Origin of the sequence: Streptomyces sp. NPDC101234, assembly GCF_044767525.1 — a bacterium.
Lineage (GTDB): Bacteria > Actinomycetota > Actinomycetes > Streptomycetales > Streptomycetaceae > Streptomyces > Streptomyces sasae.
In genome coordinates, this window is sequence record NZ_JBIWOA010000060.1 from 13,003 (window position 1) to 36,573 (window position 23,571).

Annotated in this window: 26 protein-coding genes and 3 pseudogenes; 15 read left to right on the plus strand and 14 right to left on the minus strand. The window is 66.9% G+C overall.

Annotated elements, in window-relative coordinates; translation table 11 throughout:
* Positions 1-223: 223 nt before the first annotated feature.
* A complete protein-coding gene (locus tag ACIRR9_RS52165) occupies positions 224-1,027 on the minus strand; it encodes a hypothetical protein (RefSeq protein WP_403767924.1) in 804 nt (267 codons plus the stop codon).
* A gap of 149 nt (positions 1,028-1,176) precedes the next feature.
* Between ACIRR9_RS52165 and ACIRR9_RS52170 the strand changes: the two genes are divergently transcribed.
* Positions 1,177-1,815: a hypothetical protein gene (locus tag ACIRR9_RS52170; protein WP_403767926.1), complete on the plus strand. Its 639-nt coding sequence runs from the start codon at positions 1,177-1,179 to the stop codon at positions 1,813-1,815.
* Positions 1,816-2,480: 665 nt separating this feature from the next.
* Here the strand turns inward: ACIRR9_RS52170 and ACIRR9_RS52175 are convergent.
* Positions 2,481-2,714, minus strand: coding sequence for a hypothetical protein (locus ACIRR9_RS52175; protein WP_403767929.1), 234 nt, complete (start codon positions 2,712-2,714; stop codon positions 2,481-2,483).
* A gap of 41 nt (positions 2,715-2,755) precedes the next feature.
* Positions 2,756-3,337, minus strand: coding sequence for a hypothetical protein (locus tag ACIRR9_RS52180; protein ID WP_403767932.1), 582 nt, complete (start codon positions 3,335-3,337; stop codon positions 2,756-2,758).
* A gap of 247 nt (positions 3,338-3,584) precedes the next feature.
* Here ACIRR9_RS52180 and ACIRR9_RS52185 point away from each other — a divergent pair.
* Positions 3,585-4,680: pseudogene (locus ACIRR9_RS52185) on the plus strand (integrase core domain-containing protein).
* Between the two features lie 50 nt (positions 4,681-4,730).
* On the opposite strand, the gene ACIRR9_RS52190 reads toward ACIRR9_RS52185, so the two are convergent.
* Complete coding sequence (locus ACIRR9_RS52190) at positions 4,731-7,310, minus strand: tetratricopeptide repeat protein (protein WP_403767935.1); 2,580 nt, start codon at positions 7,308-7,310, stop codon at positions 4,731-4,733.
* Between the two features lie 233 nt (positions 7,311-7,543).
* Between ACIRR9_RS52190 and ACIRR9_RS52195 the strand changes: the two genes are divergently transcribed.
* The 5 genes from ACIRR9_RS52195 (at position 7,544) to ACIRR9_RS52215 (ending at position 10,610) form a co-directional block, all read left to right on the plus strand.
* Positions 7,544-7,975: a hypothetical protein gene (locus tag ACIRR9_RS52195; protein ID WP_403767938.1), complete on the plus strand. Its 432-nt coding sequence runs from the start codon at positions 7,544-7,546 to the stop codon at positions 7,973-7,975.
* A 175-nt stretch (positions 7,976-8,150) separates the two neighbouring features.
* The gene (locus ACIRR9_RS52200) at positions 8,151-8,561 is read left to right on the plus strand and encodes a peptidase inhibitor family I36 protein (protein WP_403767941.1); all 411 of its coding nucleotides are present in this window, start codon (positions 8,151-8,153) and stop codon (positions 8,559-8,561) included.
* A gap of 343 nt (positions 8,562-8,904) precedes the next feature.
* Positions 8,905-9,279, plus strand: a complete 375-nt coding sequence (locus tag ACIRR9_RS52205; RefSeq protein ID WP_403767944.1) for a peptidase inhibitor family I36 protein — start codon at positions 8,905-8,907, stop codon at positions 9,277-9,279.
* A gap of 310 nt (positions 9,280-9,589) precedes the next feature.
* Positions 9,590-9,991 (plus strand): peptidase inhibitor family I36 protein, encoded by a 402-nt coding sequence (locus tag ACIRR9_RS52210; protein WP_403767947.1) that lies wholly within the window; start codon positions 9,590-9,592, stop codon positions 9,989-9,991.
* A 184-nt stretch (positions 9,992-10,175) separates the two neighbouring features.
* Positions 10,176-10,610, plus strand: coding sequence for a peptidase inhibitor family I36 protein (locus ACIRR9_RS52215; protein ID WP_403767949.1), 435 nt, complete (start codon positions 10,176-10,178; stop codon positions 10,608-10,610).
* 9 nt (positions 10,611-10,619) lie between these two features.
* On the opposite strand, the gene ACIRR9_RS52220 is transcribed toward ACIRR9_RS52215, so the two are convergent.
* Positions 10,620-11,282: a transposase gene (locus ACIRR9_RS52220; protein WP_403768011.1), complete on the minus strand. Its 663-nt coding sequence runs from the start codon at positions 11,280-11,282 to the stop codon at positions 10,620-10,622.
* The gene (locus ACIRR9_RS52225) at positions 11,207-11,512 is read right to left on the minus strand and encodes a transposase (RefSeq protein WP_403768014.1); all 306 of its coding nucleotides are present in this window, start codon (positions 11,510-11,512) and stop codon (positions 11,207-11,209) included. The genes ACIRR9_RS52220 and ACIRR9_RS52225 overlap by 76 nt, the downstream gene beginning before the upstream one ends.
* Positions 11,513-11,626: 114 nt before the next feature.
* Between ACIRR9_RS52225 and ACIRR9_RS52230 the strand changes: the two genes are divergently transcribed.
* From ACIRR9_RS52230 to ACIRR9_RS52240, 3 genes are all read left to right on the plus strand, one after another.
* Positions 11,627-12,052 carry a hypothetical protein gene (locus tag ACIRR9_RS52230; protein ID WP_403767952.1) on the plus strand — a complete coding sequence of 142 codons (426 nt, stop codon included), beginning with the start codon at positions 11,627-11,629 and terminating at the stop codon, positions 12,050-12,052.
* 256 nt (positions 12,053-12,308) lie between these two features.
* Entirely contained in the window at positions 12,309-12,629 is a 321-nt protein-coding gene (locus ACIRR9_RS52235) for a hypothetical protein (RefSeq protein ID WP_403767955.1), read from the plus strand.
* A 92-nt stretch (positions 12,630-12,721) separates the two neighbouring features.
* A complete protein-coding gene (locus ACIRR9_RS52240; RefSeq protein WP_403767958.1) occupies positions 12,722-13,756 on the plus strand; it encodes an IS630 family transposase in 1,035 nt (344 codons plus the stop codon).
* 181 nt (positions 13,757-13,937) lie between these two features.
* On the opposite strand, the pseudogene ACIRR9_RS52245 reads toward ACIRR9_RS52240, so the two are convergent.
* Positions 13,938-14,969, minus strand: a pseudogene (locus tag ACIRR9_RS52245) (ISAs1 family transposase); the annotation flags it as partial.
* A gap of 224 nt (positions 14,970-15,193) precedes the next feature.
* Positions 15,194-16,543, minus strand: coding sequence for an IS30 family transposase (locus ACIRR9_RS52250; protein WP_403767960.1), 1,350 nt, complete (start codon positions 16,541-16,543; stop codon positions 15,194-15,196).
* A 279-nt stretch (positions 16,544-16,822) separates the two neighbouring features.
* Between ACIRR9_RS52250 and lexA the strand changes: the two genes are divergently transcribed.
* Together lexA and ACIRR9_RS52260 are read left to right on the plus strand one after the other, a co-directional pair.
* A complete protein-coding gene (gene lexA / locus ACIRR9_RS52255) occupies positions 16,823-17,494 on the plus strand; it encodes a transcriptional repressor LexA (RefSeq protein ID WP_403767964.1) in 672 nt (223 codons plus the stop codon).
* Positions 17,495-17,582: 88 nt separating this feature from the next.
* Positions 17,583-17,987, plus strand: a complete 405-nt coding sequence (locus ACIRR9_RS52260; protein WP_403767967.1) for a hypothetical protein — start codon at positions 17,583-17,585, stop codon at positions 17,985-17,987.
* On the opposite strand, the gene ACIRR9_RS52265 is transcribed toward ACIRR9_RS52260, so the two are convergent.
* From ACIRR9_RS52265 to ACIRR9_RS52285, 5 genes are all read right to left on the minus strand, one after another.
* On the minus strand, positions 17,930-18,508 hold the full coding sequence (locus tag ACIRR9_RS52265; protein ID WP_403767970.1) for a GNAT family N-acetyltransferase: 579 nt from the start codon (positions 18,506-18,508) through the stop codon (positions 17,930-17,932). The genes ACIRR9_RS52260 and ACIRR9_RS52265 overlap by 58 nt on opposite strands.
* 591 nt (positions 18,509-19,099) lie before the next feature.
* Positions 19,100-19,420 carry a DUF1048 domain-containing protein gene (locus tag ACIRR9_RS52270; RefSeq protein WP_403767973.1) on the minus strand — a complete coding sequence of 107 codons (321 nt, stop codon included), beginning with the start codon at positions 19,418-19,420 and terminating at the stop codon, positions 19,100-19,102.
* 1 nt (position 19,421) lies between these two features.
* Positions 19,422-19,778 carry a DUF1048 domain-containing protein gene (locus tag ACIRR9_RS52275; RefSeq protein ID WP_403767975.1) on the minus strand — a complete coding sequence of 119 codons (357 nt, stop codon included), beginning with the start codon at positions 19,776-19,778 and terminating at the stop codon, positions 19,422-19,424.
* Positions 19,775-20,101, minus strand: a complete 327-nt coding sequence (locus ACIRR9_RS52280; RefSeq protein ID WP_123982899.1) for a PadR family transcriptional regulator — start codon at positions 20,099-20,101, stop codon at positions 19,775-19,777. The genes ACIRR9_RS52275 and ACIRR9_RS52280 overlap by 4 nt, the downstream gene beginning before the upstream one ends.
* Positions 20,102-20,346: 245 nt before the next feature.
* A complete protein-coding gene (locus tag ACIRR9_RS52285) occupies positions 20,347-20,691 on the minus strand; it encodes a hypothetical protein (protein WP_403767978.1) in 345 nt (114 codons plus the stop codon).
* 142 nt (positions 20,692-20,833) lie between these two features.
* Between ACIRR9_RS52285 and ACIRR9_RS52290 the strand changes: the two are divergent.
* A pseudogene (locus ACIRR9_RS52290) lies at positions 20,834-21,073 on the plus strand (transposase); the annotation flags it as partial.
* Positions 21,074-21,186: 113 nt separating this feature from the next.
* On the opposite strand, the gene ACIRR9_RS52295 reads toward ACIRR9_RS52290, so the two are convergent.
* Positions 21,187-22,071: an alpha/beta hydrolase gene (locus ACIRR9_RS52295; protein ID WP_403767981.1), complete on the minus strand. Its 885-nt coding sequence runs from the start codon at positions 22,069-22,071 to the stop codon at positions 21,187-21,189.
* Between the two features lie 196 nt (positions 22,072-22,267).
* On the opposite strand from ACIRR9_RS52295, the gene ACIRR9_RS52300 reads away from it, so the two are divergent.
* Both ACIRR9_RS52300 and ACIRR9_RS52305 read left to right on the plus strand, forming a co-directional pair.
* Positions 22,268-23,062: a leucine-rich repeat domain-containing protein gene (locus ACIRR9_RS52300; RefSeq protein WP_403767984.1), complete on the plus strand. Its 795-nt coding sequence runs from the start codon at positions 22,268-22,270 to the stop codon at positions 23,060-23,062.
* 176 nt (positions 23,063-23,238) lie between these two features.
* Entirely contained in the window at positions 23,239-23,412 is a 174-nt protein-coding gene (locus tag ACIRR9_RS52305) for a hypothetical protein (protein ID WP_403767986.1), read from the plus strand.
* The last annotated feature ends 159 nt before the right edge of the window (positions 23,413-23,571 follow it).

Consider the following 23,571-nt stretch of genomic DNA (forward strand, 5'->3'; position numbering starts at 1 on the left):
TGGAGCTGCGTGACCGCGGCCGCGCACGGTTGCACCGGAGTCAACTCCGGCATCCGTAGCCAAGAACGCGAACGGCTCCCTGGAATCCAGGAGGGAGCCGTCGCGGGTACCGGGACGCCGCCGGCATCCCGTACCAGGTGAACCGCTTCGTCCGCAGGGACCCGCTCGAACGCCGCGTCGCGGCCCGGTTCGTACTCGATGCGTGCCGGCTCGGTGGTGCGCGTCAGCGGTGGTCGACATAGGCGACGAGTCCGCCGAGGGTCAGACCCACCGCGCATCCGTGGCGGAAGGATTCGTGGTGCATGCCCGGGGTGTACTGCGCGGCGGTCATCCCGTACGGTGCGCGGACCCCCAGTTCCACACCGCACAGGCACACGACGTATCCGTGACGCAGGGCGGCGGCCTCCCACTCGAGGTCGTGCGGGACCCAGGTCCGGGAGTAGATCTTCCCGTCGGGCGTCCGCAGCTCCAGCCGGGAATAGGTGTCTCCGAAGTCCTGCCACGGTCCTGGCTGGTCATCGGGTATCTCGTGCAGCTCCCACCCAGGGATCGAGCGCAGGTCGGCGTAGCCGGGCGGCCTGCGTTTCATGCCGAAGCAGACCTCGTCGGGGTCGCGTCGCGGTGGTTCACGCATGCGCAACTCGTCGAATATGGTGGGCCGCTTCTCGTCGCGGCAGACCCCGTCATCGTCGGATTCCGGCGGGTCGGGCAGGCGCAGGTCGGAGAACTCAGGTGGCAGGCGCCTCATGCCGAACAGGATGGCGCCTTCGATCTGCGGTTCCTTGGGTACCTCGGCGAGCGAGACTGCCTGCGGCACGGCCCACTGGATTCCGTAGCCGCCCACGCTCAGGGCACGCCTGAACTCGAAGAGGGCAGTGGGCATGTGACGTGTCTGTGCGTGATCGAGGGTGACCGTGCCTTCCGCAGTCTCCAGACCCATCAGGACGCCCCCGAGCAGCAGCGCGGGGTCGTCGCTGAACAGGATCTGCCCGTGGTCATCGACCTGTTCGTACTGACGCCTGCTCATCTCCTTCACCTCTCCGGCTGGTTACCGTTCCGCGTCCGCGAAGCAGACAACTGGATGTTGAACCATCCTATTGAAGGATCGTTGAACAATCCATACATTGGAACGCGTGCACCACCCAGGCGGCGGTTTCATCGAGAGCAGGGGTGAAGTTGAGTGTGGAGGAAGTACAGACGGGCCGGACAGGCGTGGGTCGGCGGGTGCTGGTGGGCGCGGCAAGCAGCGGCGCGGCGTTGGCGCTGTGGGCGATCGTGCGTCTGATCGTGCGCGTGGCCTCCGTCGCGCACGCCCCGTGGATCGACTTGCTGTGCGCGTTGGCGATCCTCCTCGGCTGCGTGTTCCTGTGCGTGTGCTGGTACTTGGACCTCCGGTGGCTGCTGTGTGCGGTGTGCCTCTTCGGGGTGCTGATCCTGCAGATCCTGGAGCTGGATCAGCAGGCACTGCACCAGCACGGGCGTACCGAACACGTCAAGGTCCGACAGATTCAGTGGTCCGCCGGCGACGGCATGGATCCGGGCGTCCACCGCTACACGGTCACCGTCCTCGACGGCCCGCCGCTGGCTCCGATCGAGGAGAACGGGCTCATGGGCTGGAAGTGGGTGGTAGGCCGCACTTACACGGTGACTGTCGATCCGCAGGGCAGTGCCCCGCTCAGTCGGGGGGACAAGCCCGGGCCTCCGGTGATCCAGCGGTTCCTGCAGATCCCGCTCGGCCTCGGCCTGGCCTTCGCCCTGTGGCGGCCCGCAGGCCTGCTCCTGCGCCGACAACGCGAAGACCGCGGCCGGGCCTGAGCCCCACCGCACGCACCATCGTGCACCACCTGCCGGCACGGCGGAGAACCGTGCCAGGCAGATGGCAGAGGTAGGCCCAGTTGTGATTCGGCTCTGGCTGCGTCCTTGAGGGCTGGCCACCCTGGTCCAGCATGCGTTCCGCGTTGTCGGGCACCCAGGGAAGGGGAACGTGGGGCCATCGTGTCGAGGCCCACTCGTCCACATCGACAGCGAGAACGGCATCGATGAAGACCTGCGGCGGGCAGTAGTCATGGGTGGTGACGTAGTGCGTGATGAGGAAGGGAGCGGCATAGGCGATGCCGGGCCTGCCCGGAATCCGTATCTCCCCGTTTCCCTCCGGGGCGTCTTCCTTACGACACAGGTTGCACTTGTGCACGCCCAGGCATCCGTTCATCCACTGGGCCTTCTGAATAGCCTTCAGCTGTTCCACGAAGGCCGTGGAGACCGTTCCTCTCGAGTAGGGCTTGCCGACTTCCGACCATCCGATGTTCAAGCGGGTGTACGCCGGGCGGTACCAGAGCGCGTAAAAGCCCGACTCAAGGTCCATGAACGAATCGTTGTCCAGGTAGTCGTACTCGCTGAGATCTTCGTAGAACACCCGTAGATGATCGCCGCATTGCTTGATCAAGACTGAGCGATTTTGCGACTCGGCGGACACCTCCTGGTCACAACAACCGGAGCACATCATGCGCGACCACTCCCGCCACGTCCGCCTGCTGCGCGATCTCGCCGACACCCTGGAAGCCGAAGCCGACCCCACTGGCGACCTCTTCACCCCACACCGCGACACATAAGCAATCCTCAACACCCGCCGCGGACAGCTCAAGCACGCCGTCTCCGAAGCCTTCCAAATCCAACGCCGCATCCGCCGATACAACGTCGACAACGGCATTCCTCACGTCGACGTCGTCGCCCTCGACGCCTTGCTCCGCGCCGAAGGTTACCCACCCGAACTCACCACTCCCTCGGAGAGGTAGCCCCCGCACCCCCAGGGCTTCGGCGTAGTTGTGTGACGCCCGTTTTGTGATCGTGCGAGGCCGAGGAGTGAGAGGGGGCGGCGAGGGTCGCGGGCGTTGCGGCGAAGACCGGCCGCGACGTTCTTCGCTCCGGCTGCCCGCAGGGCTCCGATGGCGAGATTGAGCCAGGTGGCCATGGCCCGGGGCGCGTTGCCGGTCCGTTGCTGGGAGGTTTCCTCGGCGAAGGTGGTGTCGCGGACGTGCTGAAGGGCCGCGATCTTCCAGTGGTCACGGATGAGTCCGGCGAGCTGGGCCGCAGTGGCCTGCTCGGCGATAAGGCTGGTGACGGCGTAGATCGTCTTGACGGTGGTCCTGCCGGTCTTGCGGTCGGTGCGCCGGCGCTTGATCTGGACGGCCTGGCGGGCTCCGGGAAAGAGGAGGCTGTTCGTCTTCTCGCCGACGTCCAGCTGGGCCAGGACCAGGCCGATAGCGTGCTCCAGTACGGCGAGCAGGTGGATCTTGCGGCCCTTCGCCTGTGCCGCGCCGCGAAGGCTCTTGCCGTCCACTACTGCGATGCCGCGCAGCCCGGTCGCCTTCGGGCGACGGTCGGCGAGCCAGCTCCCGACCGCCCGGTCCAGCGCGTCACCGTCGATGCGGGCCAGCAGTCGGCGGACCGGGCTCTCAGCGGGCAGGACCCTGCCCTTGCCGAAAACTCATCCGCCCTGGTGAGGGCCGGTGTGTGGGGCGTCGACCCTGGTCGCTTGCGCCGGCGCTCTCGCGCGGCCGGCGATCGCCGCGGCAGGATGATCGGCCGTGCTGCTGCGACTGGCCTATCTGTGTGACGAACGTGTTCGCGCTGCTGCGCCTACTCCCGATGAGCAACCGGGACAAGGACGCCGAGATCCTCGCTCTTTGCCATCAGAACACCGTTCTGGAACGCCAACTCGGAGGAAAAAGGCCGCGGTTCGACCCGAGCGACCAGGCGTTCCTGGCCGCGCTGCTGCATCAGCTCCCGATGGATGTGTTGCGTGGGCTGCGGCTGCCGGTGCGTCCGGACACAGTGCTGCCCTGGCATCGCGACCTGCTCGCACGCCGCCATGCTGCCGCATCCCGACCCAAGCGCCCGGGGCGACCGCGGACCGTGCACTCCATCCGCGCCCTCATACTGCGTCCCGCGCGGGAGAATCCCGGCTGGGGGTATCGGCGCGTCCACGGTGAGTTGCTGGTCCTCGGGGTGAAGGTGGCCGCCTCCATCGTGTGGGGAATCTTGCGGGACGCAGGGATCGATCCGGCGCCCGAACTCAGCTCCAGCACGTGGACCAACTTCCTGCGCTCCCAGGCCGACGCCCTGTTGGCATGCGACTTCTTCGAGACGGTCACCCTGACCGGAGCGCGGCTGTACGTGTTCGCGGTGATCGAGCACACCACTCGGCGGATTCGCATCCTGGGCGCCACCGCGCACCCGTCCGCGGGCTGGGTCGTGCAGGCCGCGAAGAATCTCGCCATGGACATGGAGGACGCCGACTGCCGGGCGCGATCCCTGGTCCGGGACCGGGACGGGAAGTTCCCTACCCTCTTCGACGCCATCCTCGTCGATGCAGGGATCGAGGTCCTGCTCAGCGGCATCCAGATCCCGCGAATGAACTCGGTCATGGAGAGATGGGTGCAGACCTGCCGGCGCGAGCTCCTGGACCGCACGTTGATCTGGAAACAGCGGCACCTGATCCACGCTCTGCGCGAGTCCGAGCAGTTCTACAACTCCCACCGGCCGCACCAGGGCATCGCCAACGCCCGTCCACGGCGCCCCGTTCCCACGCCGATCATCGGCCCGGAGCAGGTCGCCCACCTCGACATACGACGACACGATCGCCTCGGCGGCATCCTTCGCGAGTACGAACACGCCTCGTGACCTGCGCGGACGGATTATCGGCAAGAGCAGCGTTCGAAGATGGCGAAGCTTCAGGGATGAACTGGCTGGACGAGGTCGAGTGCGCGGGCGATGCCTTCTTGTGCCGTGGCTATGTCGGTTGGGGTGTTGGCCATGCGTGCGAGGTCGAGGGCTTGTCGGTGAAGGGGCAGGGCTTCGTGCGGTTTGCCAATGTCGGTGAGAAGTGTGCCGGTGCTGTTGAGTACTTGGCCGGTGCCGTGTGGGTCGCCGAGTTGAACGAAGAGGTCTCTGGCCTGCTGGTAGAGGTCTGCTGCGACGTCCGGGCGGCTGAGGTCTTGCTGGACGCGCCCGAGGTCGTGGAGGGTGTTGGCTTCTCCTTGGCGGGCTTTGATGTCGCGGTACTGCGCCAGTGCCGTCTCGTACAGCTCCGTGGCGCTGTCAAGTTGTCCCAGGCGGTGGCGTACGCGGGCGACTCCGGCCATGGCGTTGGCCTGTCCCAGAGGGTTGCTGATCTCGCGATAGATGTTTAATGCTTGTTCGAATAGCGCGGCGGCGGTGTGGAGGTGGTTGTCGGCCTGACGGATGCGGGCCAGCCCGACGAGAGCGTTTGCCTCGCCGAGAGGATTCGCTGCCCTGCGGTAGCCCTCGAGGGCTTCTTGCTGGAGACCAAGCGCGGATTTCCTGTCGCCGCTGAGGTGGCGGACCCGGGCCAAGTCGTGGAGCACATTGGATTCGCTGTTGTGGTCGCCCAACTCCTGGTAGAGGGGCTTGGCCTGTTCGTACAGAGCGCCTGATTGACGCAGTCCTACGGTGAACTGCGTGGCGCGCCCGAGATCCCAGAGCGTATTGGCCTCGCCTCGGCGTTCGCCGATCTGCCGGTAGACGTCAACCGCCTCGCGAAAATGTTCCGCCGCCTGCTGATACTCATTGATGGCGTAGTACAGGCGGCCCAGGCACCACAGAGTGTTGGCTGTGGTGAGTGGCTCACCTCGCTCCCGGACCAGTGCGACCATGTCGCGCTGGAGCGCTATGGCGCGCAGCCATGGGCCGTCCTGCTGGAGGAAGGAGTTCATGGCCAGAGCGAGTGACAAACAGCGTTGGGGCTGGACATCGCGAGCGTGGGAAGCGAGTGCGAGCATGTTCTCACGCTCTGTGCGCATCCACGACATGGCCGCGCCTCGGTCCGGCATGTCAACTGTCGCCAGTGGTGCGGCATCCGGGAATGGCAACTTCTGGTGGGCCAGCAGTTGGTCGGCGTTCCGCGCAGCGGCTTCAAAGTAGCCGAGCAGCCGGGCAAGTGGGGCGCTGGGGTCCGGTTCGGGTTCCGCGGTGGCCAGCTCAAGGGCCAGCAGACGCAGCAGGTCGTGGAGTTCGTAGCGGCCTGCGGTGGGCTGGGTGACGAGGTGCTCGTCCTGGAGCTGTTCCAGGGCGTCCTCGGCCTCCTCGGCGGAGATGTCGGCCAGAGCCGCCACTTGACCGGGGGTGGTATCGGGGCCGGGGTGGTGACCGAGGAGGCGGAAGATTCGGCGTAGCGGCTCGTCGAGTTCCTCGTAGGAGAGATGGAATGCCGGGCGCAGGGCGCGGCTGCCGACGCGGATGGCGCTCAGGCGCCCGGCGCGCAGTTTGTCGGCGAGGTGCTGCAGGGTCCAGGTGGGCCGGGAGCGCAGGCGGGCGGCCGCCAGGGAGACGGCCAGCGGCAGGTGACCGCAGTATTCGGCGATCAGGGCGGCAGCCTCTGGCTCTGCTGCCACGCGTTCGTGACCGGCGATCTGAGCGAGGAGGCCGAAGGACTCGGCTTCGGTGAAGACATCGATCAGGTACGGGGTGGCACTGTCCAAGCCAGCGAGGCTACGCCGACTGGTGATCAACACCAGGCAATCGGGGCCGGCCGGGATGAGGTCGCGGACCTGATCCTCGTCTGCCGCGTTGTCCAAAAGGATCAACGCGCTGCGTTCCCGCATTCGGTCGCGGTACATCGCCGCGCGTTCATCCCGATTCGCGGGGATCCCGTTCGCGGGCACGCCGAGCTGTCGCAGGAAAGCCTCCAGGATCGCTGCTGGATCGGCTGGGGAGAGCTCGGGGTCGAAGCCGTGCAGGTTCACGTGCAGCTGAACGCCGGTGAAATGGCCGGCACGGACGAGCTCGTGGGCGGCGTGGACCGCGAGCTGGGTTTTGCCCACTCCGGCCATGCCCTCGATCGCGGAGATCACGACAGTCTTCGCGCTACCGCTGTCGTCATCACGGGTCGCTGTGGCGATCAGACGCGCGAGTTGCTCTTGGCGTCCGGTGAACGTTGCAAGGTCGGCGGGCAGTTGACCGAACACTCCGGCCGGTCCACCGGTCTTGGCCAGTCCGTGCACCGTTATGCAGGCCTCGCGCCAGCGGGCCGTTCCGGCCTCGTCCACGCCCAGTGCCCGGACGAGCGCCACCACCAGGTCCACATCGAGGCGTCGGCGTCCGACCTTGAACGCGTCCACGATCGTGAAAGGCGACACGACGCGTGCCGGCCGTATCACTGCCCCGACCCGCTTGGCCAGCACCCGGTAAGAAGGCATTCCTGCCCATGCCCGCAACTCGCCCAGCAGGCCGATGAACTCGGCCAGATCGGTCGCACCGCTCGGATCCGGCATCACGCCCCGCTGCTCGACCACAACACACCCCCGCGTCACACTGCCGTGTTCCTTACAGCCAGAGTCTATGAGGCGGGTGTGTGGATTCGTGTGGGATACGGGACTCCACCCAGGTGCCTCGGGCACTGTGATCGTGCCGCTCCACGCAGGGGGGGGCCAAGGCAGCGCGTTCGGCTGGTCGGTGATCAGCGGACCCTTGAGCTCGTTGAAGGACACCCTCGCCGAAGGCGGCGATACCTCGATGGGAGGAATACATGCCACGCCAACTGCGTCGGCGTTCGACACGTGGCGGACGCCGGGTCACCGCAGGCGCTCTGTGCACTCTGGCGGCGCTGGCCGCCGGGGTGACGTTGGCGCCGAGTGCCCACGCGGCCGGCTCCAACTGGGCTGGCTGGTCGGGAAACTGCTACGGCTGGACAACGTGGGACGCCAACCACGTCACGGGACATGTCTGGGACCACGCCTACGACGACTGCCGCATCACGATCATCCAGTGGAACGCCTACGGGACTCCAGGCGCCGGCTCGTCCTACAGCAACGCCGATGCCTACGCCCCCAACACTGGCGCCAGTTCACCTACGTGGTGGCATGGGCCGACGGACAGCGGCAGTCTGCTCGAAGCCCAGGTCTGCGTCCAGGACATGACCCTCGGGTCCCAGGTCCAGTGCAGCAACGTCTACAACTGACCTGGCTTCCAGCCGTGTTGTTCTCGGGCTCTGCCGGTGCCGGAGGCACCTGCGGGGCGTTCCTGCCTGCATGGGGGAACTTGTCGGGGGCCACGCCCGATGCATCAGCCGTGAGCACCCGACCGGGCCGACTGCCACGAAGAGCCTTCGCCATCAAACCTACGGGAGCACCCACGTGAAGTGGACCATCTCGATCGGCATAGCCACAATCAGTATGGCGGCCGTGGTTCTCGGAACCTCGGGAGCGGCGTACGCTGCCGCCCCGGGCGGCGCCGAGAACTGCCCCAGCGGCAGCATCTGCTTGTACTACAACTCGCCGCAGAACGGCTGGGGATCATTTGAGCATTGGCCTCCCGGTCATTACGGAAATCTCGGAAATTATCAGTTCAAGAACTGGGGAAACGGCTCCGGTTACGGAGTCACGGTCGGCGGAAATGCAGCCTCCATTGTCAACAACACCGATCAGGACTGGATAATCTGTTCCGATACGGCTCTGAACGACTGCCAAAAGTTCCACCCTGGATTCGCCGGAGCTCTGCCCGACTTCCTGCACAATGCCGACTGGGCGATGGAGTCTACGGGCTGAGGGAGACCGACCGGCAACTGGGGGAGGGGCACTGCTCCTGCCGAAAGGACGCAGCGCGCCCACAGGAGCATCACGGCACGCCACACCGAGCGGAACAGAATCGGAAGATCGTCCACCGCCTTGCCCCCACCACGCGACGCGGCGACGCCCCGGGATATTCCGGAGTCCTGCCTCCACCGTCTTCACCCGCGATGAGGTTCCTACTTACGTGGGCTGACTCGCACCGCCACCATCGGCAAAACTCGAAGGGAATCCCATGAACTTGCGCATGAACGGAAAGGCCGGGAAGCGGGCGTCATCCCTCGGCGTTGTCACAGTGGCCCTGGTAGCCACGCTTGCCGCGATGACGGGATCGGCGTACGCCGCCGGCCCCACGGGCTCGGAGGCGTGCCCCAGCAACAGCTTCTGTCTGTACTACAACTCGCCGAACGCAGGCTGGGGTTCTTTCGAGCACTGGAGCCCCGCCACGGACCGCGATCTCAGCCAGGACACCTTCAGCAACTGGGGGAACGGCTCCGGCTACGGACAGACCGTCGGTGGTAACGCCGCTGCCGCAGTCAACAACACCGGTCAGACCGTCGCTGTCTACAGCGGCACCCACTGCAGCACGGAGCAGTCCCACAACCCGAACCCCGCGGTGACCTACTTCGCTCCCCATACGTCCGGCCAACTGACCGGCAGCCTCTACAACGGCGCGTGGTCGTTCTGCGGCGACTGACAGGTCGACTGCGGCACCCCGGACGGGCCTCTATGCGGGTTGTCATGGCAACCGTGCCGACCACGCTCGTCGGAATGACCGAATCGGCCTCCACCACCGTCCGCAAAGGGCGGAAGCCTGCCCCAGAAGCGGCGTCTGCCACTACTACAACTCGCTGCAGTACGCCCGGGGTTACTGCGTACACCGGAGCCCGGACGGCCACCCTGCCTCAGCCAGTTCATGTTCAGCAGCTGGGGTAACGGCTCCGGCTACGGTGTCCGCCTCGGCGGCAACGCCGCCTTGTCACATGGAATCTGTTTCAGGAGGATCAATGAAACGCAAGCTCGTGTATGGCCTGATCTCCGTGGCGACTGCGGCCACCTCGCTCATCGGGATGACCGGCTCCGCCTATGCCGCGGGTCCGGGCGGTGCCGAGACCTGCCCGAGCGGAAGCGTGTGCCTGTACTACAACTCGCCGGGGAACAACTGGGGCTCGTTTGAGAACTGGACGCTTCCTGTGAACGCCGACCTGTCCGGCAATAGGTTCACTCACTGGGCCAATGGTTCCGGCTACGGCCAGGTGGTCGCCGATAACGCCGCCTCGATCGTCAACAACACCGGCCAATACGTGGAGGTCAAAACGGATGCCAACGTGTGGGTCGGCTTCGTCCCGAACTATGCAGGACCGCTCGGGGACGGAGTCGCGAACCACGATACCTACCTATGGGGCTGACGCGCTTTCATGCGCGGAGCCCGTTGCGTGAGTGAGGCGGGGTGCTGCCCTGGCCGCGACCAGCGTCGCGGCCAGGGGTGAAGTCGCCGTCGGTTCTATCGTCCATTGGATCGGCAACTGACGACCAATTGGACACCAGCCATCTAGCGCAATTTGCCACACCTCCGGAGGAGATATGCGCAGCATGAAGCCGAGCCGTCGCACCACCAGGTTTGCATCGGCCCTCGCAGTCGCGGCGGCTGCCGTCACGCTGCTTGGCGCGACCACTCCCGCGTACGCCGCCGGCCCGGGCGGCGCCGAGACCTGCCCTAGTGGCTCCTTCTGCCTGTACTACAACTCACCCGGCGCGGGCTGGGGGGCGTTCGAGCACTGGAGTCCGGGCTCGTTCAGCGATTTGAGCCAGTTCACCTTCAGCAACTGGGGCAACGGCTCGGGTTACGGCCAGACCGTCTACAAGAACGCGGCCTCGGCGGTGAACAACACCTCCTACTCCTGGAACATCTGCGTCCCCGCCGCTCCGCCCAACAACATGAACTGCGGAATACCCATTGCTCCGGGATACGCCGGAAGTCTGCCCAGCGCCGCCTACAACAAAGACATCGCGATGTTCATCAACTAACAGGCACCCTCACGGAACCCCGCCCCGCATCGGCACACTACCTCGCCCCAGGGGGCAAACGAGTACGTGTCGATTTCGACCGCTCTGTTCGCGACTGGCAGGATACGAAGCGTCTCCGGCGCTAGGGTGCGTTTCGAAAGTGCTGGTCACAGCCATTCGTTGATGGCTGCGACCAGCACGGTCGCCTCGTAGCGGACCGCCAACTTGTCGCATCTTGTGGGCCACCGCTCGGTGCCTCTTGAGGCGATTGATCCCGCACTCCACCGCGTGGCGCTCCTTGTAGTCGGCCGGGTCGAACTTCGGTGGACGGCCCCTGTGGGAACCGCGCTTCTTGCGGTTGGCGATCTGGTCACGCCTCTCCGGGATCGTGCAGCGGATACCCCGCTTGCGCAGATAGGCGCGGTTCGCGCGGGATCCGTACGCCTTGTCGGCGCGAACCTTGTCCGGACGGGTGCGCGGGCGGCCCGGCCCGAGCCTGGGCACCCGGATACGTCCCAGGACCACCTGGAACTGCGGGGAGTCACCGCGCTGTCCGGCCGTGATCACCAGTGACATCGGCTTCTGGGCCTGCTCGACCGCCAGGTGGGGTTTGGTGGTCAGCCCGCCCCGGGAGCGACCGAGCCCGTGGTCGTCGGGCTCGGTGAAGAGACCACCTGGCGGCTCGACCTGCAGATCCCCTTTTTGCGGGCACCTGCCGCGTGCTGGTGGGCGCGGGCGATGGTCGAGTCCATTGACACGTCCCAGGTGATCAGCCCCTGGGCGTCGGCCCGGGCCTGCAGTTGCTCGAAAATGCGGTGCCAGGTGCCGTCGCGCTGCCAACGCCGGAACAGCCCGTAGACGGTCTGCCACGGGCCACACCGCTCGGGCACGTCCCGCCAGTGCGTGACAGTCCCTTGATCGATGGTGCTGGAAGCAGGACAGGGACGGCCTCCAAGATCCTCGGGCTATCGATCTCCCATGCCCGGGCGTTCATCCCGCCAGATGTGCCCCCGCCGCTGACAGCGGCGGTTCTGCCCATGCTCGACGCCAGCCGTCAGGATGCGTCAACTTCGAAAGGCATCCGCTTCATGATGACCCTCCGCACGTCCCTGCGATCCGCTATCACCGTCTTCGGCGTCGGTGCCGCGATCGCTCTGAGCTTCCCGTCCACGCCCGCCTTCGCAGCCAACGAGGGCGACCACTGGATCAACACGCCGAACTGCGCCGCCGATCAGGAGATCCAACTGCAGTATGTGAATGGTGCGTGGCATGACGAGCAGGAGCTCAACCCGACGGCTACCGACAACGGCCAGTGCACGTTCATTCTGACGGACAACGGCGCAGAGATCTGGCGTTCCAACGGCGCCGGCTCCGGCTGGTGGTACGACGGACCGGGCCACAAGATCTGCGCGCTCGTCTACGACCCCGCCCTCGGCAGGGGTGCCCTGGGCATCTGTAACTGAAACCACCCTGCCGACCGAGTCTACGAGCGGGGTGTGTGGGTTCGTGTGGGAAACGGGACTCCACACCGGTGCCCCAGGCACAGTGGTCGTGCCGCTCCGCGCAAGGAAGCAACAATCACCAGGAGGAGAAATGCGACGAGTGCTCGGCACCTGTGCCGCAGCCCTGACTCTGACAAGCGCATCCCTGCTCGGAGGGCTGGCCGCAGCGCCAAGCGCTTCCGCCACCGACTGGGGAGGCTGCCGCGCATGGGAACCTGTGGCAGCTGGAGTGACCCTGTCCCCCTGCGCCGCTCCCACCATCGACGGTCGGCTCAACGGTTACGTCTACGTGAGCGACCCGAACGGGCTCGACATCGACGTGTGCGCCCAGGTTCTCCGAGTCAACCCGGACGGCTCCACAACGGAGGTAGCGGACCTCCACTGCGCCGGCTGGAGTAAGCAACCCTGGGCCTTCCAGCCGGGCTACCTGACGATAGCTCCCGGCAAGTACGTGGTTCAGGCCGGCTTCTGGGCCACCATCAACGGCCACTACGGCTACCAAGGCTTCGTGCAGTCCCCGCGCGTCGACATACCCTGACGGGAGCTGAGCGGGCCACGTCGGCACTGCGCGAGGAGCTGTTTGAGGTTCGGATCTAGTGACCTGAGTCAGAGGTTCGTCGTTGGTTTGATGTGAATCGTCGTGGACCGAAGATCCCGCCGTTGTCGGTGACGGATGCCCAGCGGGCTGTGCTTGAGGGATGGGTGCGTCGACGGTCGACGGCTCAGGCTCTGGCCCTGCGGTCCCGGATCGTTCTGGAGTGTGCCGAGGGGCACTCGATCATGGAGGTGTCACGACGGCTGAAGGTCGCTCCGGACACGGTCCGCACCTGGCGAAGGCGCTTCCTCGATCGCGGTCTGGACAGCCTGTCCGACGAACCCAGGCCAGGCGTCCCCAGGAAGATCACCGATGCCGACGTGGAGCGGGTCATCGTCAAGACGCTCGAGGAGAAGCCGCTGAACGCCACGCGCTGGTCGACCCGGTCGATGGCGGCGGCGACCGGGATGTCTCAGTCGGCCGTCTCACGGATCTGGCGTGCCTTCGCCCTGGCCCCGCATCGTTCCGAGACGTTCAAGCTGTCCACGGACCCGCTGTTCATCGACAAGGTCCGCGATGTGGTCGGCCTCTACCTCGACCCGCCTGAGAAGGCTCTGGTGCTGTGCGTGGACGAGAAGTCACAGATCCAGGCCCTGGACCGGTCCCAGCCTGTCCTGCCGATGATGCCCGGCGTCCTTGAGCGTCGAAGCCATGACTACATCCGCGCCGACACCACCACCGTGTTCGCCGCTCTGGAGGTCGCCACCGGCAAGGTGATCGGTTCCCTGCACCGGCGCCACCGGGCCGTGGAGTTCAAGAAGTTCCTGGCCAAGCTCGACAAGGAAGTGCCGGCCGGGCTCGATGTCCACCTCATCCTCGACAACTACGTCACTCACAAGACACCCGCCATCAAGAAGTGGCTGCTGGCACACCCGCGCTTCCACCTGCACTTCACACCGACGAGTTCGTCCTGGCTCAACCTGGTAGAGCGGTGGTTCGCCGAGCTGACGCAGAAGAAGCTCAAGCGCGGCGTCCACCGCTCCGTCCAAGCCCTCGAACGCGACATCCGAAACTGGCTCGCCGACTGGAACGAGGACCCCAGGCCCTTCGCATGCAGGGCTTCGGCGTAGTCGGACGGCGTCCGTTTTGTGATCACGTGAGTCCGAGGAGGGCGAGGGGGCGGTGCGGGTCGCGGGCGGCCCGCCGCAGTCCGGCGGCGATGTTGGTGGCGCCGTTGAGTTCGTGGGCGCCGATGGCGAGGTTGCGCCAGGTCGCCATCGCCCGGGGCGCGTTGCCGGTCCGCAGTTGGGAGGCGTCCTCGGCGAAGGTCACGTCTCGCGTGTGGTGCAGGGCTTCGATCTTCCAGTGGTCCTTGATGAGGGCGGCGAGCTGTGCCGGGGCGGCCTGCTCGGCGCTCAAGCTGGTGACGGCGTACACGGTCTTGATGGTGGTCTTGCCAGTCTTGCGGTCGGTGCGCCGCCGCTTGAGCTGGATGGCCTGGCGGGCGCCGGGGAAGAGCAGATTGCTCACGGTGGCGACCTTGATCCTGCGGATCTCGCTGCGGCCGTGGCCGACGCCCTTGACTCTTCCCTGGAGCGGGATGTCTTTCCAGGGAAGGGACTTGAGCTGCGCACGGAGCCTCTTCGCGTTGCCCTTGACGATGACGATGTAGTGGGCGCCGCGTCCGAGCAGATAGGTGGCGTGGTCACGTTGCGTGTGGAGCGCGTCGCTGGTCACGACGGCTCCGGCGAGGTCGGCCACCGTGTCCAACAGCGGCTGGAAGCAGGTGATTTCGTTCGTCTTGTCGCCGACGTCCAGCTGGGCCGGGACCAGGCCGCAGGTGTGGTCGAGCGCGGCCGGCAGGTGGATCTTGCGGCCGTCGGCGCGGGCCGCGCCACGCAGGCTCTTGCCGTCCACGGCCAGTCCCTGCAGAGCGGTGGGCTTGCTCGGGCGGGTTCGCCGGTCGGCGAGCCAGCGCCCGACCGCGACGTCCAGCGCGTCGGCATCGATCCGGGCGAGCAGGCGGCGCACAGTGGTTTCGGCCGGCCGGCTGCGCTGCGGCATCACCGGGTCAGGGCGGATGCCGAGCTGCTCAAGCACAGCATCGGGGGCGTCGGCGATCCACTCGCCGACCGCCAGTAGCGAGGTCGCTCCGGCCAGGACTGCACAGGCCGTCAGTGTGAGCACGACTGCCAGAGCGTGGCGCACTCCGCGTGGATCACGCGGGTCGGGGACGTCGGTCAGGCGCTCCAGTAGCCCCGGCACTTCTGTCGAGGCGGGCGCGCGGTGGGCGCGGAGTTGGTCAAGAGCGGCAGAGATCGGGGATGATGCGTCGGCAGGCACGGTCTTCCATCGGGATCACGGGGCGTCGAGAACTCCATGATCTTGGAAGCCGTGCCTGCTTCGCTTGCCACCTCGCCACGTTTCTGACTTCTCGTCACGAACCGGACCCCGTCCGACTACGCCGAAGCCCTGCCCGCACCCCTGCTCCTCAAGCGCGACCACCTCATTGGTCATACACAGCACAAGGTCACTGACCAGGTTCAACCAGTGGATGCAACACCGGCTTATATGATCGATAGTAGATGGTCGTTGAGGGCTTCGGCGGGTGTCTTCCAGCCGAGGCTCTTGCGGGGGCGACTGTTGAGGGTGGCTGCGACCGCTTCGATGTCCTCCGCTGCCCAGCGGGAAAGGTCGGTTCCCTTCGGGAAGTATTGGCGCAGCAGGCCGTTCGTGTTCTCGTTGGTGCCGCGCTGCCAGGGGCTGTGCGGATCGGCGAAGTAGACCGGGAGGCCGGTCTCGATCGTGAACTGGGCGTGCGCCGAGAGCTCCTTGCCCCGGTCCCAGGTCAGCGATCGCCATAGTTGCGCGGGCAGGGTGCCGATCGTCGCCGCAAGCGCATCTTTCATCGTGACCGCGCCATAACCGGCCAGCGGCGGCCCGTTCTTGGTACGGGGAACGACGCCGTAGCCGTCCTGGCGGGGCAGGTGGACAAGCACCGTGTAGCGGGTCGTGCGCTCGACCAGCGTGCCGATCGCCGATCGCTCAAGTCCGATGAGGAGGTCGCCCTCCCAGTGTCCCGGCACGGCGCGGTCGTCGGCTTCGGCCGGCCGTTCGCTGATCAACACCTCGGGCGTGACGTGGGCCCACGCCTTGCGCTTGGACCGGGCGCGAGGCACCCGCAGGGCTCTGCCGGTGCGCAGGCAGGCAACGAGCTCACGCTTGAGCGCTCCGCGGCCTTCGATGAACAGGGCCTGGTAGATCGCCTCATGGCTGATGCGCATGGACTCATCATCGGGGAAGTCGGCCTTCAGCCGGTTCGCGATCTGCTCAGGACTCCACGCCATGACCCATTGGCGGTCGTCGCGGTGCGGCTTGTTCCTCCCCTTCCACCGCGGGCCCTGCGGCCCCAGTACCGTCCCGTCCGGGCGGCTGACCTGGCCGGGAAGCCTTTCCTGCACGTAGTCCCGCAGCCGGTCGTTCGCGGCCAGCTTCGCTGTCTTCGGGCGCCGGGCCACGAGGTCGGCCTTCCACTGCGCGACCGAAGCCCGGTAGTCCAGTCGGCCGCCACGGGTCGCGGCGTTGCGCCGCAGCTCCCGGGATACCGTCGACGGATCGCGGCCGAGACGTCGCGCGGTCTCCCGGACTCCGATGCCCTGCGCTTTGAGGATCGCGATCTCTTCACGCTCGTGGAAGGACAGGTACCGGCCGGACTGCAGAGCAAGATCCATTGGTGGCATGCCGCCACCGTGACGGAACCACCTGCAACCCGCCGCCTGGGATACGCCGACCGCAGCTGCCGCCTCCTCGGCGAGCAACCCCTTCGCGATCTCCCGCCAGAACTGACGTTCTACTTCCCGCCGAAGCGCCGGCGCACCCGGGGACTTCATCGGAGACCGTCCAGTGAGCGCCGCCATCCACCCTGCCGGCCTGCCCATCAACACCTCCGAGGACGAGGCGTTGCAACGACCGATTGAATCCGCCCTGTGATCGGAGCATTGAATGGAGCGCGTGGAGCGCCGCCCGCGCCAAATGAGGTGAAGTGGGGGCTTCCGGGGTCGTGACGCACCGCACCCGCCGGGGAGGCCCTCGGATTGCTACCCGCCTCACCCGAAGGGCGAAAGAGTGTTTCATTTTCCGGAGGTGGCGGGTTAAGGTCGCGCCAGCGGATCTTGTACGGATACAGAGGTGCCGGCATGGACGACAGAACGACCCCCCGCCGGGGCCGGCCCCCGGGCTCGCAGACCGCCGAGGGAGAGCTGACGGTCCGCCAGGCGGCCATCGTCCGCTACATCACGGAGACGGTCGCCCGGCAGGGCTACCCGCCGTCGATGCGGGAGATCGGCCAGGCCGTCGATCTCGCCAGCACGTCCTCGGTGGCCCACCAGCTGACAGCGTTGGAACACAAGGGCGTCCTCTACCGCGACCCGCGCACCCCGCGCGCCTACCGGGTCCGGACCTCGTGGGCGCCGGAGCTGCGCAGCAGAGACGACACGGCCGTCGAGGTCCCGCTCGTCGGGACGATCGCCGCCGGCGCCCCGCTGCTCGCCGAGGAGACATTCGAGGACGTCCTCGTCCTGCCCCGGCAGCTCGTCGGAGACGGTGAGGTCTTCGCCCTGACCGTCTCCGGCGACTCCATGATCGACGCGGCGATCTGCGACGGCGACATCGTCACCGTCAAGCGCCAGGACAGCGCCGACCACGGCGACATCGTCGCCGCACTCCTGGACGACGAGGCCACGGTCAAGGTGCTGCGTCGGCAAGGCGGCCGGGTGTGGCTCATGCCACGCAACCCGTCCTACGACCCGATCCCCGGCGACGACGCGCGGATCCTGGGCAAGGTCGTCGGCGTCCTGCGCGTGCTGTAACGGCCCGGCGTGCAATGACGTCGAGGGTGATGGCGCTATGTGGAAACGTCCGCCCGGTGGTCGGGGTGGCCTCAAAGTTACTCGCCTGATGATGCTGGACACCCAGAACGTCCACACGGCCGCTGGGGTCCCCGCCGCCACGACCGGCCGGGATCCGGCGAAGCGGGTGCCCGGCCGCAATCGGGCACTGGCTGCCGACGTGCTCGGGCTGGTCATCGCCGTCATCGTGCCGGCCGCGAACACGTATGACAACGCTGCAGGCACCGCCTTGCTTGACCAGGTTGCCGAGCGCCCCGGAGGCGTCGTCGAGAAGGCCCTGGCCGGCCAAGACTTCGAGAACCAGGCCGTTGACCATGGAGCGGGCCAGGGCATTGACGTCGAGATCGCCGAACGCAACCCGCAGGAGCCGCGGTTCGTTGTGCCCAGCGGTGGAACTCAGTGGGCGGGAACCGGCTCGGACGAGGGCTGCCACTCCCGCCTGATCAGTCCGTAGACCCACGAGTCGGAGACCTCGCCGTTGACGACGCAGTCTTCCCGCAACGTTCCTTCGCGCACGAAGCCGAGCTTCTCCAGCACGCGGGCAGAAGCCAGGTTGCGTGTATCGGTCTCTGCTTGGACGCGATTTAGGTACAGCGTGTCGAATGCCCACCGCAGCAGAGCTCGCGCGGCCTCGGTCGCGTAGCCGTGGCCCCACGCTGCATCGTCGAAGCAGTAGCCGAGCGACGCGCTGCGGTAGTCCGGATTCCACCTGTTCAGGCTGCACCAGCCGATGAACGCCCCGTCGGAGACGCGATCTACGGCCAGCCGCGCCCCGGTGCCCTCCTGTGCCATCTGCCGGCAAGCCGTGATGAACTTCTCGGCGCGCATGCGGTCGCTCCACGGTGGCGCGTCCCAGTAGCGCAGCACGTAGGCGCTGCTGTGCAGTGCGAAGAGGTCGTTCGCATCAGCGTTTTCGAAGGCACGCAGTCGAAGTCGAGCGGTGTGCAACGAGGGGGTGGGCAGCGACGTCCTCATGGTCCTTCCCCTGGTCGGTGGCCGACCAATCAGACATCCGATGTGGGTCACTCGCAAGGGGTTTTCTCGGAGGGCCGGCAGAACGACGTGTCCGCTCATCGGTGCGACAGAGCGCCCCCAGAGGGCGGCACCTGAGATGATGCCCGATTTGGTCTTTCGGTTCCGCTGAGCAGGTTGGTTGCGACCCGTGGGAGGGGTGTCGGCCGTGGCAGGATGAACAACCTCTGCTCGGTCTCGGCCAGGATCCCCCGTTCGGCGAGCCGCTTGAGTTTCGGACGGACGTTGTTGATGTTGCTCGGAGCGGTCTCCAAGTCCATGAGTGCGAGGGTGCTTTTCGACGATTACGCAGTGCCCTCGATCTCGGCCCGCAGCCGGGCGGCGAAGGCACGGACCCCTCCGCCTGGACTGCTACCCGGGCGACGTTGCTGGCGTTGGCGCGGCTGAGTCATGGCTTGCCAACCTGCTCGATCACCTCCGTGGGCAGGACCTGCGGCAGCTTCTGGTAGCCGATTGGCCCGCGCATGGTCGCGCGGCGCCGAGGCCGGCGGACCGCTCGGGCGGCCTGCGCTCGCCAACATGAGGCGGTGGGTGTTACTTCCCGTGTGCGCCGGGTTCCGTGCTGATGGATTCCTGGTAGACGTCCGCGTAGGTAGGGGAGTCCTTGACCAGGTCGTCGCAGAACGCGGCGACGTCCGTGCCGATGAGTTCCAGGACTCCTTTGCCTGCGGCGACGCCCTCCTCGAAGAAGTCGAGGATCCCGGGGAGCAGGACAGGCAAGCTGACCGGTCCGACCTTGAACAGGTACCTCTGCATCTCCTTGTAGACGATCTGGTAGTCCGGCGGGAGGGCCTTGACCCGAGCCAGGTGCGCCCGCCACTGTTTCTTTCCCTCGATGATGTCCTGGATGCTCACGTCAGCCTCCCAGCCGGCTCAACTTCCTTGCGACGTTCCTGTTCAACTGCTCGCGCCACCGGTCGCGGTAGGTTCGGGCGCCTTCTCCACCGGCAAGCGCGGCGCAGAAGCCCCGGATGTCGTCGCCGAGCACCTCGTGGACGCTCTGTCCGTCCGCCGCTGCTACTTCGAGCAGCCCCAGGGCGGCGTCGAGGATCGGCATCAGGTTGCGGCCGGTGAAGTCCCCGTAAGGGAAGAGGTGGGCGATGATCTGTCCCCACGCCGCCCGGTGGTCGTCCGGCAGGGTCTCGGACCGGGCTTCGAACGCCTTCCATTCTCTGGTGAGATCGCTGCCGGTGACCTTCTCCCAGAAGTTCATCTCCCGTCCTCCTTGAGCCTGTCGATGCGTGATGAGACGTACTGCCACTTCGCCCAGAACTTCGCGAGTTCCTCGCGTCCGGCGTCGTTGAGCGCGTAGAACTTGCGCGGCGGACCGACCCCGGATGGTCGTTTCGTCACCTGGACGAGCCCGTTCCTCTCCAGCCGCAGCAAGATGGTGTACACCGTCCCCTCGATGACGTCGGCGAAGCCGAGCTCGTTCAGCTGACGGGTGATGGCGTACCCGTAGGTTTCCTCGCTGCCGATGATTTCGAGCACGCACCCTTCGAGCGTGCCCTTCAACATCTCCGTCAGGTCGTCCATCGCGGGTGCTCCTCAGCCCTGCCAGTACTGCGTAGTACCGAGTACCGCTATACGGTACCACTGAGTAGTGGAGGTCGGGAGTGTCTCAGGTAGGCGTAAACCGGGGAGCTGCTGGCGAGGACCCGCGCTATGACGGGAGCCACTCATCGGCCCGGCTCCGAAGTCGGCGGGGGCTCGTAGGCCACTACCGCAACGCCCCGATCCTCGATCTCCCAGGCTGCTTGTCGGCCAGCTTGCGCCTGTCGTCACAGGCCGACAGGGGCGTCGGTCGTCAGTGGGACCGCCTCCATCGTGTGGGAAGCGGCGGTTGGTTCAGAGAACCGGCCACCGCGCGCACCCTCATCCACCACGGGCTGGACGCCGTCGGAGACGTCGCCCGTACCCCGCTCGCCACCCTGCAGCGCTTGCTCGGCGCCACCACCGGCCGTCAGCTCCACGAACGCGCCTATCTCCTGCCCAAGACCACCACCGTCACCCAGGCCTTCGACCGGGACGAACTCGATCCGGACGCACACCACCGAGCCGTTCACGCCCTCACTCACGAACTCGGCGCCCGCCTCCGCAGCGACCAGACCGTCGCCCGCCCCCACTCGCACCGTGCGTTACGCCGACCGCACCACCACCAGCCGCATCCACACCCAGCCCGAGGCCACCTCACACACCCTCGCCCTGACCCGCACCGCGACCGGGCTGATCGAGGCCCGATTCCGCGCACACGAGCTGGTCGAGATCGTGGCCGGCACGCCCGGCATCGGCCCGCTGCCGGGCGTCGAGTTCCTTGCCGCGATCGTCCCTGACCTTGCGGGCTTCGCCAGCCCGGACGGGCCGGCAGCATTCGCCGGCCTGGCGTCGGCACCGAACGATTCCGGGAAGCACAACGGCAACCTGCACCGCCCCCGCCACTACCACCGGGGCCTCCAGCGCATCTTCTACATGTCAGCCCCGACGAACGTCCGCTACGACCCCAACTCCCGGACGTTCTACGACCGCAAGCGCGCTGAGGGGAAACGCCACACCCAGGCCGTGATCGCCCTCGCCCGCCGCAGAGTCAACGTCCTGCGGGCCCTGATCCGCGACCGGCGCCCCTATGTAGTGGTCCCGTCCCGGCCGACCGGCTGGCCCGGACGGTCATCCGACCGCCACAACCAGCGCAGGGCATCAGGGAGCAGGACTCCACCGTGGTTGGGACTGTGGCCGCCGTCGCCCAGGACGAGGCGGAAGTCGTATCCGGCTTCCGCGAGCGCGGCCGCGACACGCAAGTTGTCGGCGAGCCAGTTCGCTTCGGGCTCGTTCCAGCGCAGGTCACGATGGCCCGCTTGCAGGAGAATGCGCAGCGGCTTGCGGGGAACGCGGGGGATCAGTTCGGGGTAGGGGTTGCCGCCCGGCATCTGCGTGAAGCTGGACAGATACCCGATGACGCGGCGGAACCTGTCCGGGCGCAGCCACGCTGCGGTGAAGGCGCAGTTGCCGCCACTGCTGCCGCCACAGATGCCCCACCGGTCAGGATCCGTGGTGATCGTGTACCGCTGTGTGACCTCGGGGATGATCTCGGCCAGGAGGAAGCTGACGTATCGGTCGTCGAATGCGTCGTACTCGGTGTTGCGGTTCTTCGGGTCCGCGGCGTCGGGGAAGACGCCGGGGTCGACGAACACGCCGATGGTGACCGGGATGTCGCCGCGGTGGACGAGGTTGTCCAGGACGATCGCGCCGCGGACCTCTCCTTCGGGGTCCAGGTACCACCATCCGTCCTGGAACACCATCAGTGACGCCGGCTGTGCGGGGTCGTACCGGGTGGGCACGTGAACCCAGAACTTCCGGGAGGTGCCCGGGTAGATCGCGCTGTCGTTCCAGTCGAAGCCGATCGTCTCGCCGACAGGTACGCCGGGCCGGACAGCCGAGTCGGGGCCGTGGGCGTACCGGACGTCCGACTGGTCGACCGGCAGCGGCTGGTAGGGCACCTCGATCGTCACGCGGGCCAACCTAGTACTCCAGCTGTAGATGGGTGAGCAACGGCCGCTGGCGTGGGCGTTGGTGAGATCGTCAACCCACACCGGGACTTGCTTCCTGGTGGACAGCATCACCAAGTACCTGACGGAGGGCGGCTGCGTCTTCGGTCAGGGACACTGGATGGTGCCGTACCGGGCGCCATGTCCCTATCGTTGCGCCATGACGGACGAACAACTGCCCGCGCGGGTCTTCCCGAACCGCTTTCCCGAAGCGGTGGACTCCCGGCCTGGGGTGCCGCAGGACCGCTGTCACTGCTTCAGCCAGATCCGGGTGAGTCCGCCCGCCGCGGTGACGTCCTTCCACGCCGATATCCAGGACACCAGTGCTCCGGGCTGGCTCCGGCTGCTGGAGCTGATCGAAGAGGCCGCGGCCGATGGGCGGGAGGAGTTCCGCCCGTTCCCGGAGCTGAGTCCTGAGGAGCGACGGCAGATCGTGACGCTGCCGGCGTCGATCGGGCGGCTGACGGCGGTGCGGACCTTTGTGCTGTACGGGAGCAACCTGGTGCGGATACCTCCGGAGATCGGCGACATGACGAGCCTGGAGGAGTTCAGCCCGTACACGTCGCGACGGCTGCACTGGTTCCCGTACGAAATCACGCGGTGCGCTGGGCTGGTGAACAGCACGGTGAGCACGCGGTCGATCTACGGCAACTACAAGTACCGGCCGCCGTTCCCGCGGCTCCTACCGCCCGGCGATACGGCCTTGGACCTCGACAGCCTGGCCCCCGCCCGCTGGGGCACCACGGCGGCCCGCACTTGCAGTGTCTGCACCAGGCCCATCTCGGCGACGGGCCCGCACCAGGCGTGGCTCTCCCGGGCGGTGGCGACCGATGTCCTGCCGCTACTGGTCAACGCCTGTTCCCGGACCTGTCTCGACGCCCTGCCAACTGGGTCGAAGGGCTACATCCCTGCACCTCATCGGGGCGGCGCGATCGAACAGCCTTGGTCGCGTTGACCGTCGTCACCCCGCCTGCGAGAGGTCGGACGGAACACAAGACACGGTGATGCTGATGCGGCTCGTGTCCCGTCTGGTGGAACGGGACGATGCTGGCGGAACGGGCATCATAGACTCGGTCCCCGCCTGCGGCCTGGAGGCCAAGCGGGTGTCGTCATCAGGAAGGGACCAGTACGGTGACTGCAACGGCGTGGAGCGACGCCCCGATCTACGAACGCCTCATACGCGAACGGGGCGATGTGGCCGCCGATGCGCGCAAGACGGCAGAGGCGACCTGGCGGGAGGTCGGCCGGGCCATGGACTTTCGTCTTCCGCACGTGATCGCCACACACGACATCAGGCCCCGTTGACCGTCCTGTGATCCCGACGATCGCTGGACTGCGCGCGAGGGCGGTCTCCTCCACCGATCATCGGTCGGCCTGCCCCTTCGGGCGGACGACACGACCGAACCGTCACCGGAGATGCCGACGGCGATGGCGTCCGACATGCAGTCGCGCTCGCCGCCTGCC

Coding starts and splice junctions, on each gene's coding strand:
- ACIRR9_RS52165 (WP_403767924.1), bottom strand. CDS start 1,027: ATGAGCAGGCGTCAGTACGAACAGGTCGATGACCACGGGCAGATCCTG.
- ACIRR9_RS52195 (WP_403767938.1), top strand. CDS start 7,544: ATGCCACGCCAACTGCGTCGGCGTTCGACACGTGGCGGACGCCGGGTC.
- ACIRR9_RS52205 (WP_403767944.1), top strand. CDS start 8,905: ATGACGGGATCGGCGTACGCCGCCGGCCCCACGGGCTCGGAGGCGTGC.
- ACIRR9_RS52210 (WP_403767947.1), top strand. CDS start 9,590: ATGAAACGCAAGCTCGTGTATGGCCTGATCTCCGTGGCGACTGCGGCC.
- ACIRR9_RS52215 (WP_403767949.1), top strand. CDS start 10,176: ATGAAGCCGAGCCGTCGCACCACCAGGTTTGCATCGGCCCTCGCAGTC.
- ACIRR9_RS52230 (WP_403767952.1), top strand. CDS start 11,627: ATGCTCGACGCCAGCCGTCAGGATGCGTCAACTTCGAAAGGCATCCGC.
- ACIRR9_RS52250 (WP_403767960.1), bottom strand. CDS start 16,543: ATGGCGGCGCTCACTGGACGGTCTCCGATGAAGTCCCCGGGTGCGCCG.
- lexA (WP_403767964.1), top strand. CDS start 16,823: ATGGACGACAGAACGACCCCCCGCCGGGGCCGGCCCCCGGGCTCGCAG.
- ACIRR9_RS52260 (WP_403767967.1), top strand. CDS start 17,583: ATGATGCTGGACACCCAGAACGTCCACACGGCCGCTGGGGTCCCCGCC.
- ACIRR9_RS52265 (WP_403767970.1), bottom strand. CDS start 18,508: ATGAGGACGTCGCTGCCCACCCCCTCGTTGCACACCGCTCGACTTCGA.
- ACIRR9_RS52275 (WP_403767975.1), bottom strand. CDS start 19,778: ATGAACTTCTGGGAGAAGGTCACCGGCAGCGATCTCACCAGAGAATGG.
- ACIRR9_RS52280 (WP_123982899.1), bottom strand. CDS start 20,101: ATGGACGACCTGACGGAGATGTTGAAGGGCACGCTCGAAGGGTGCGTG.
- ACIRR9_RS52300 (WP_403767984.1), top strand. CDS start 22,268: ATGACGGACGAACAACTGCCCGCGCGGGTCTTCCCGAACCGCTTTCCC.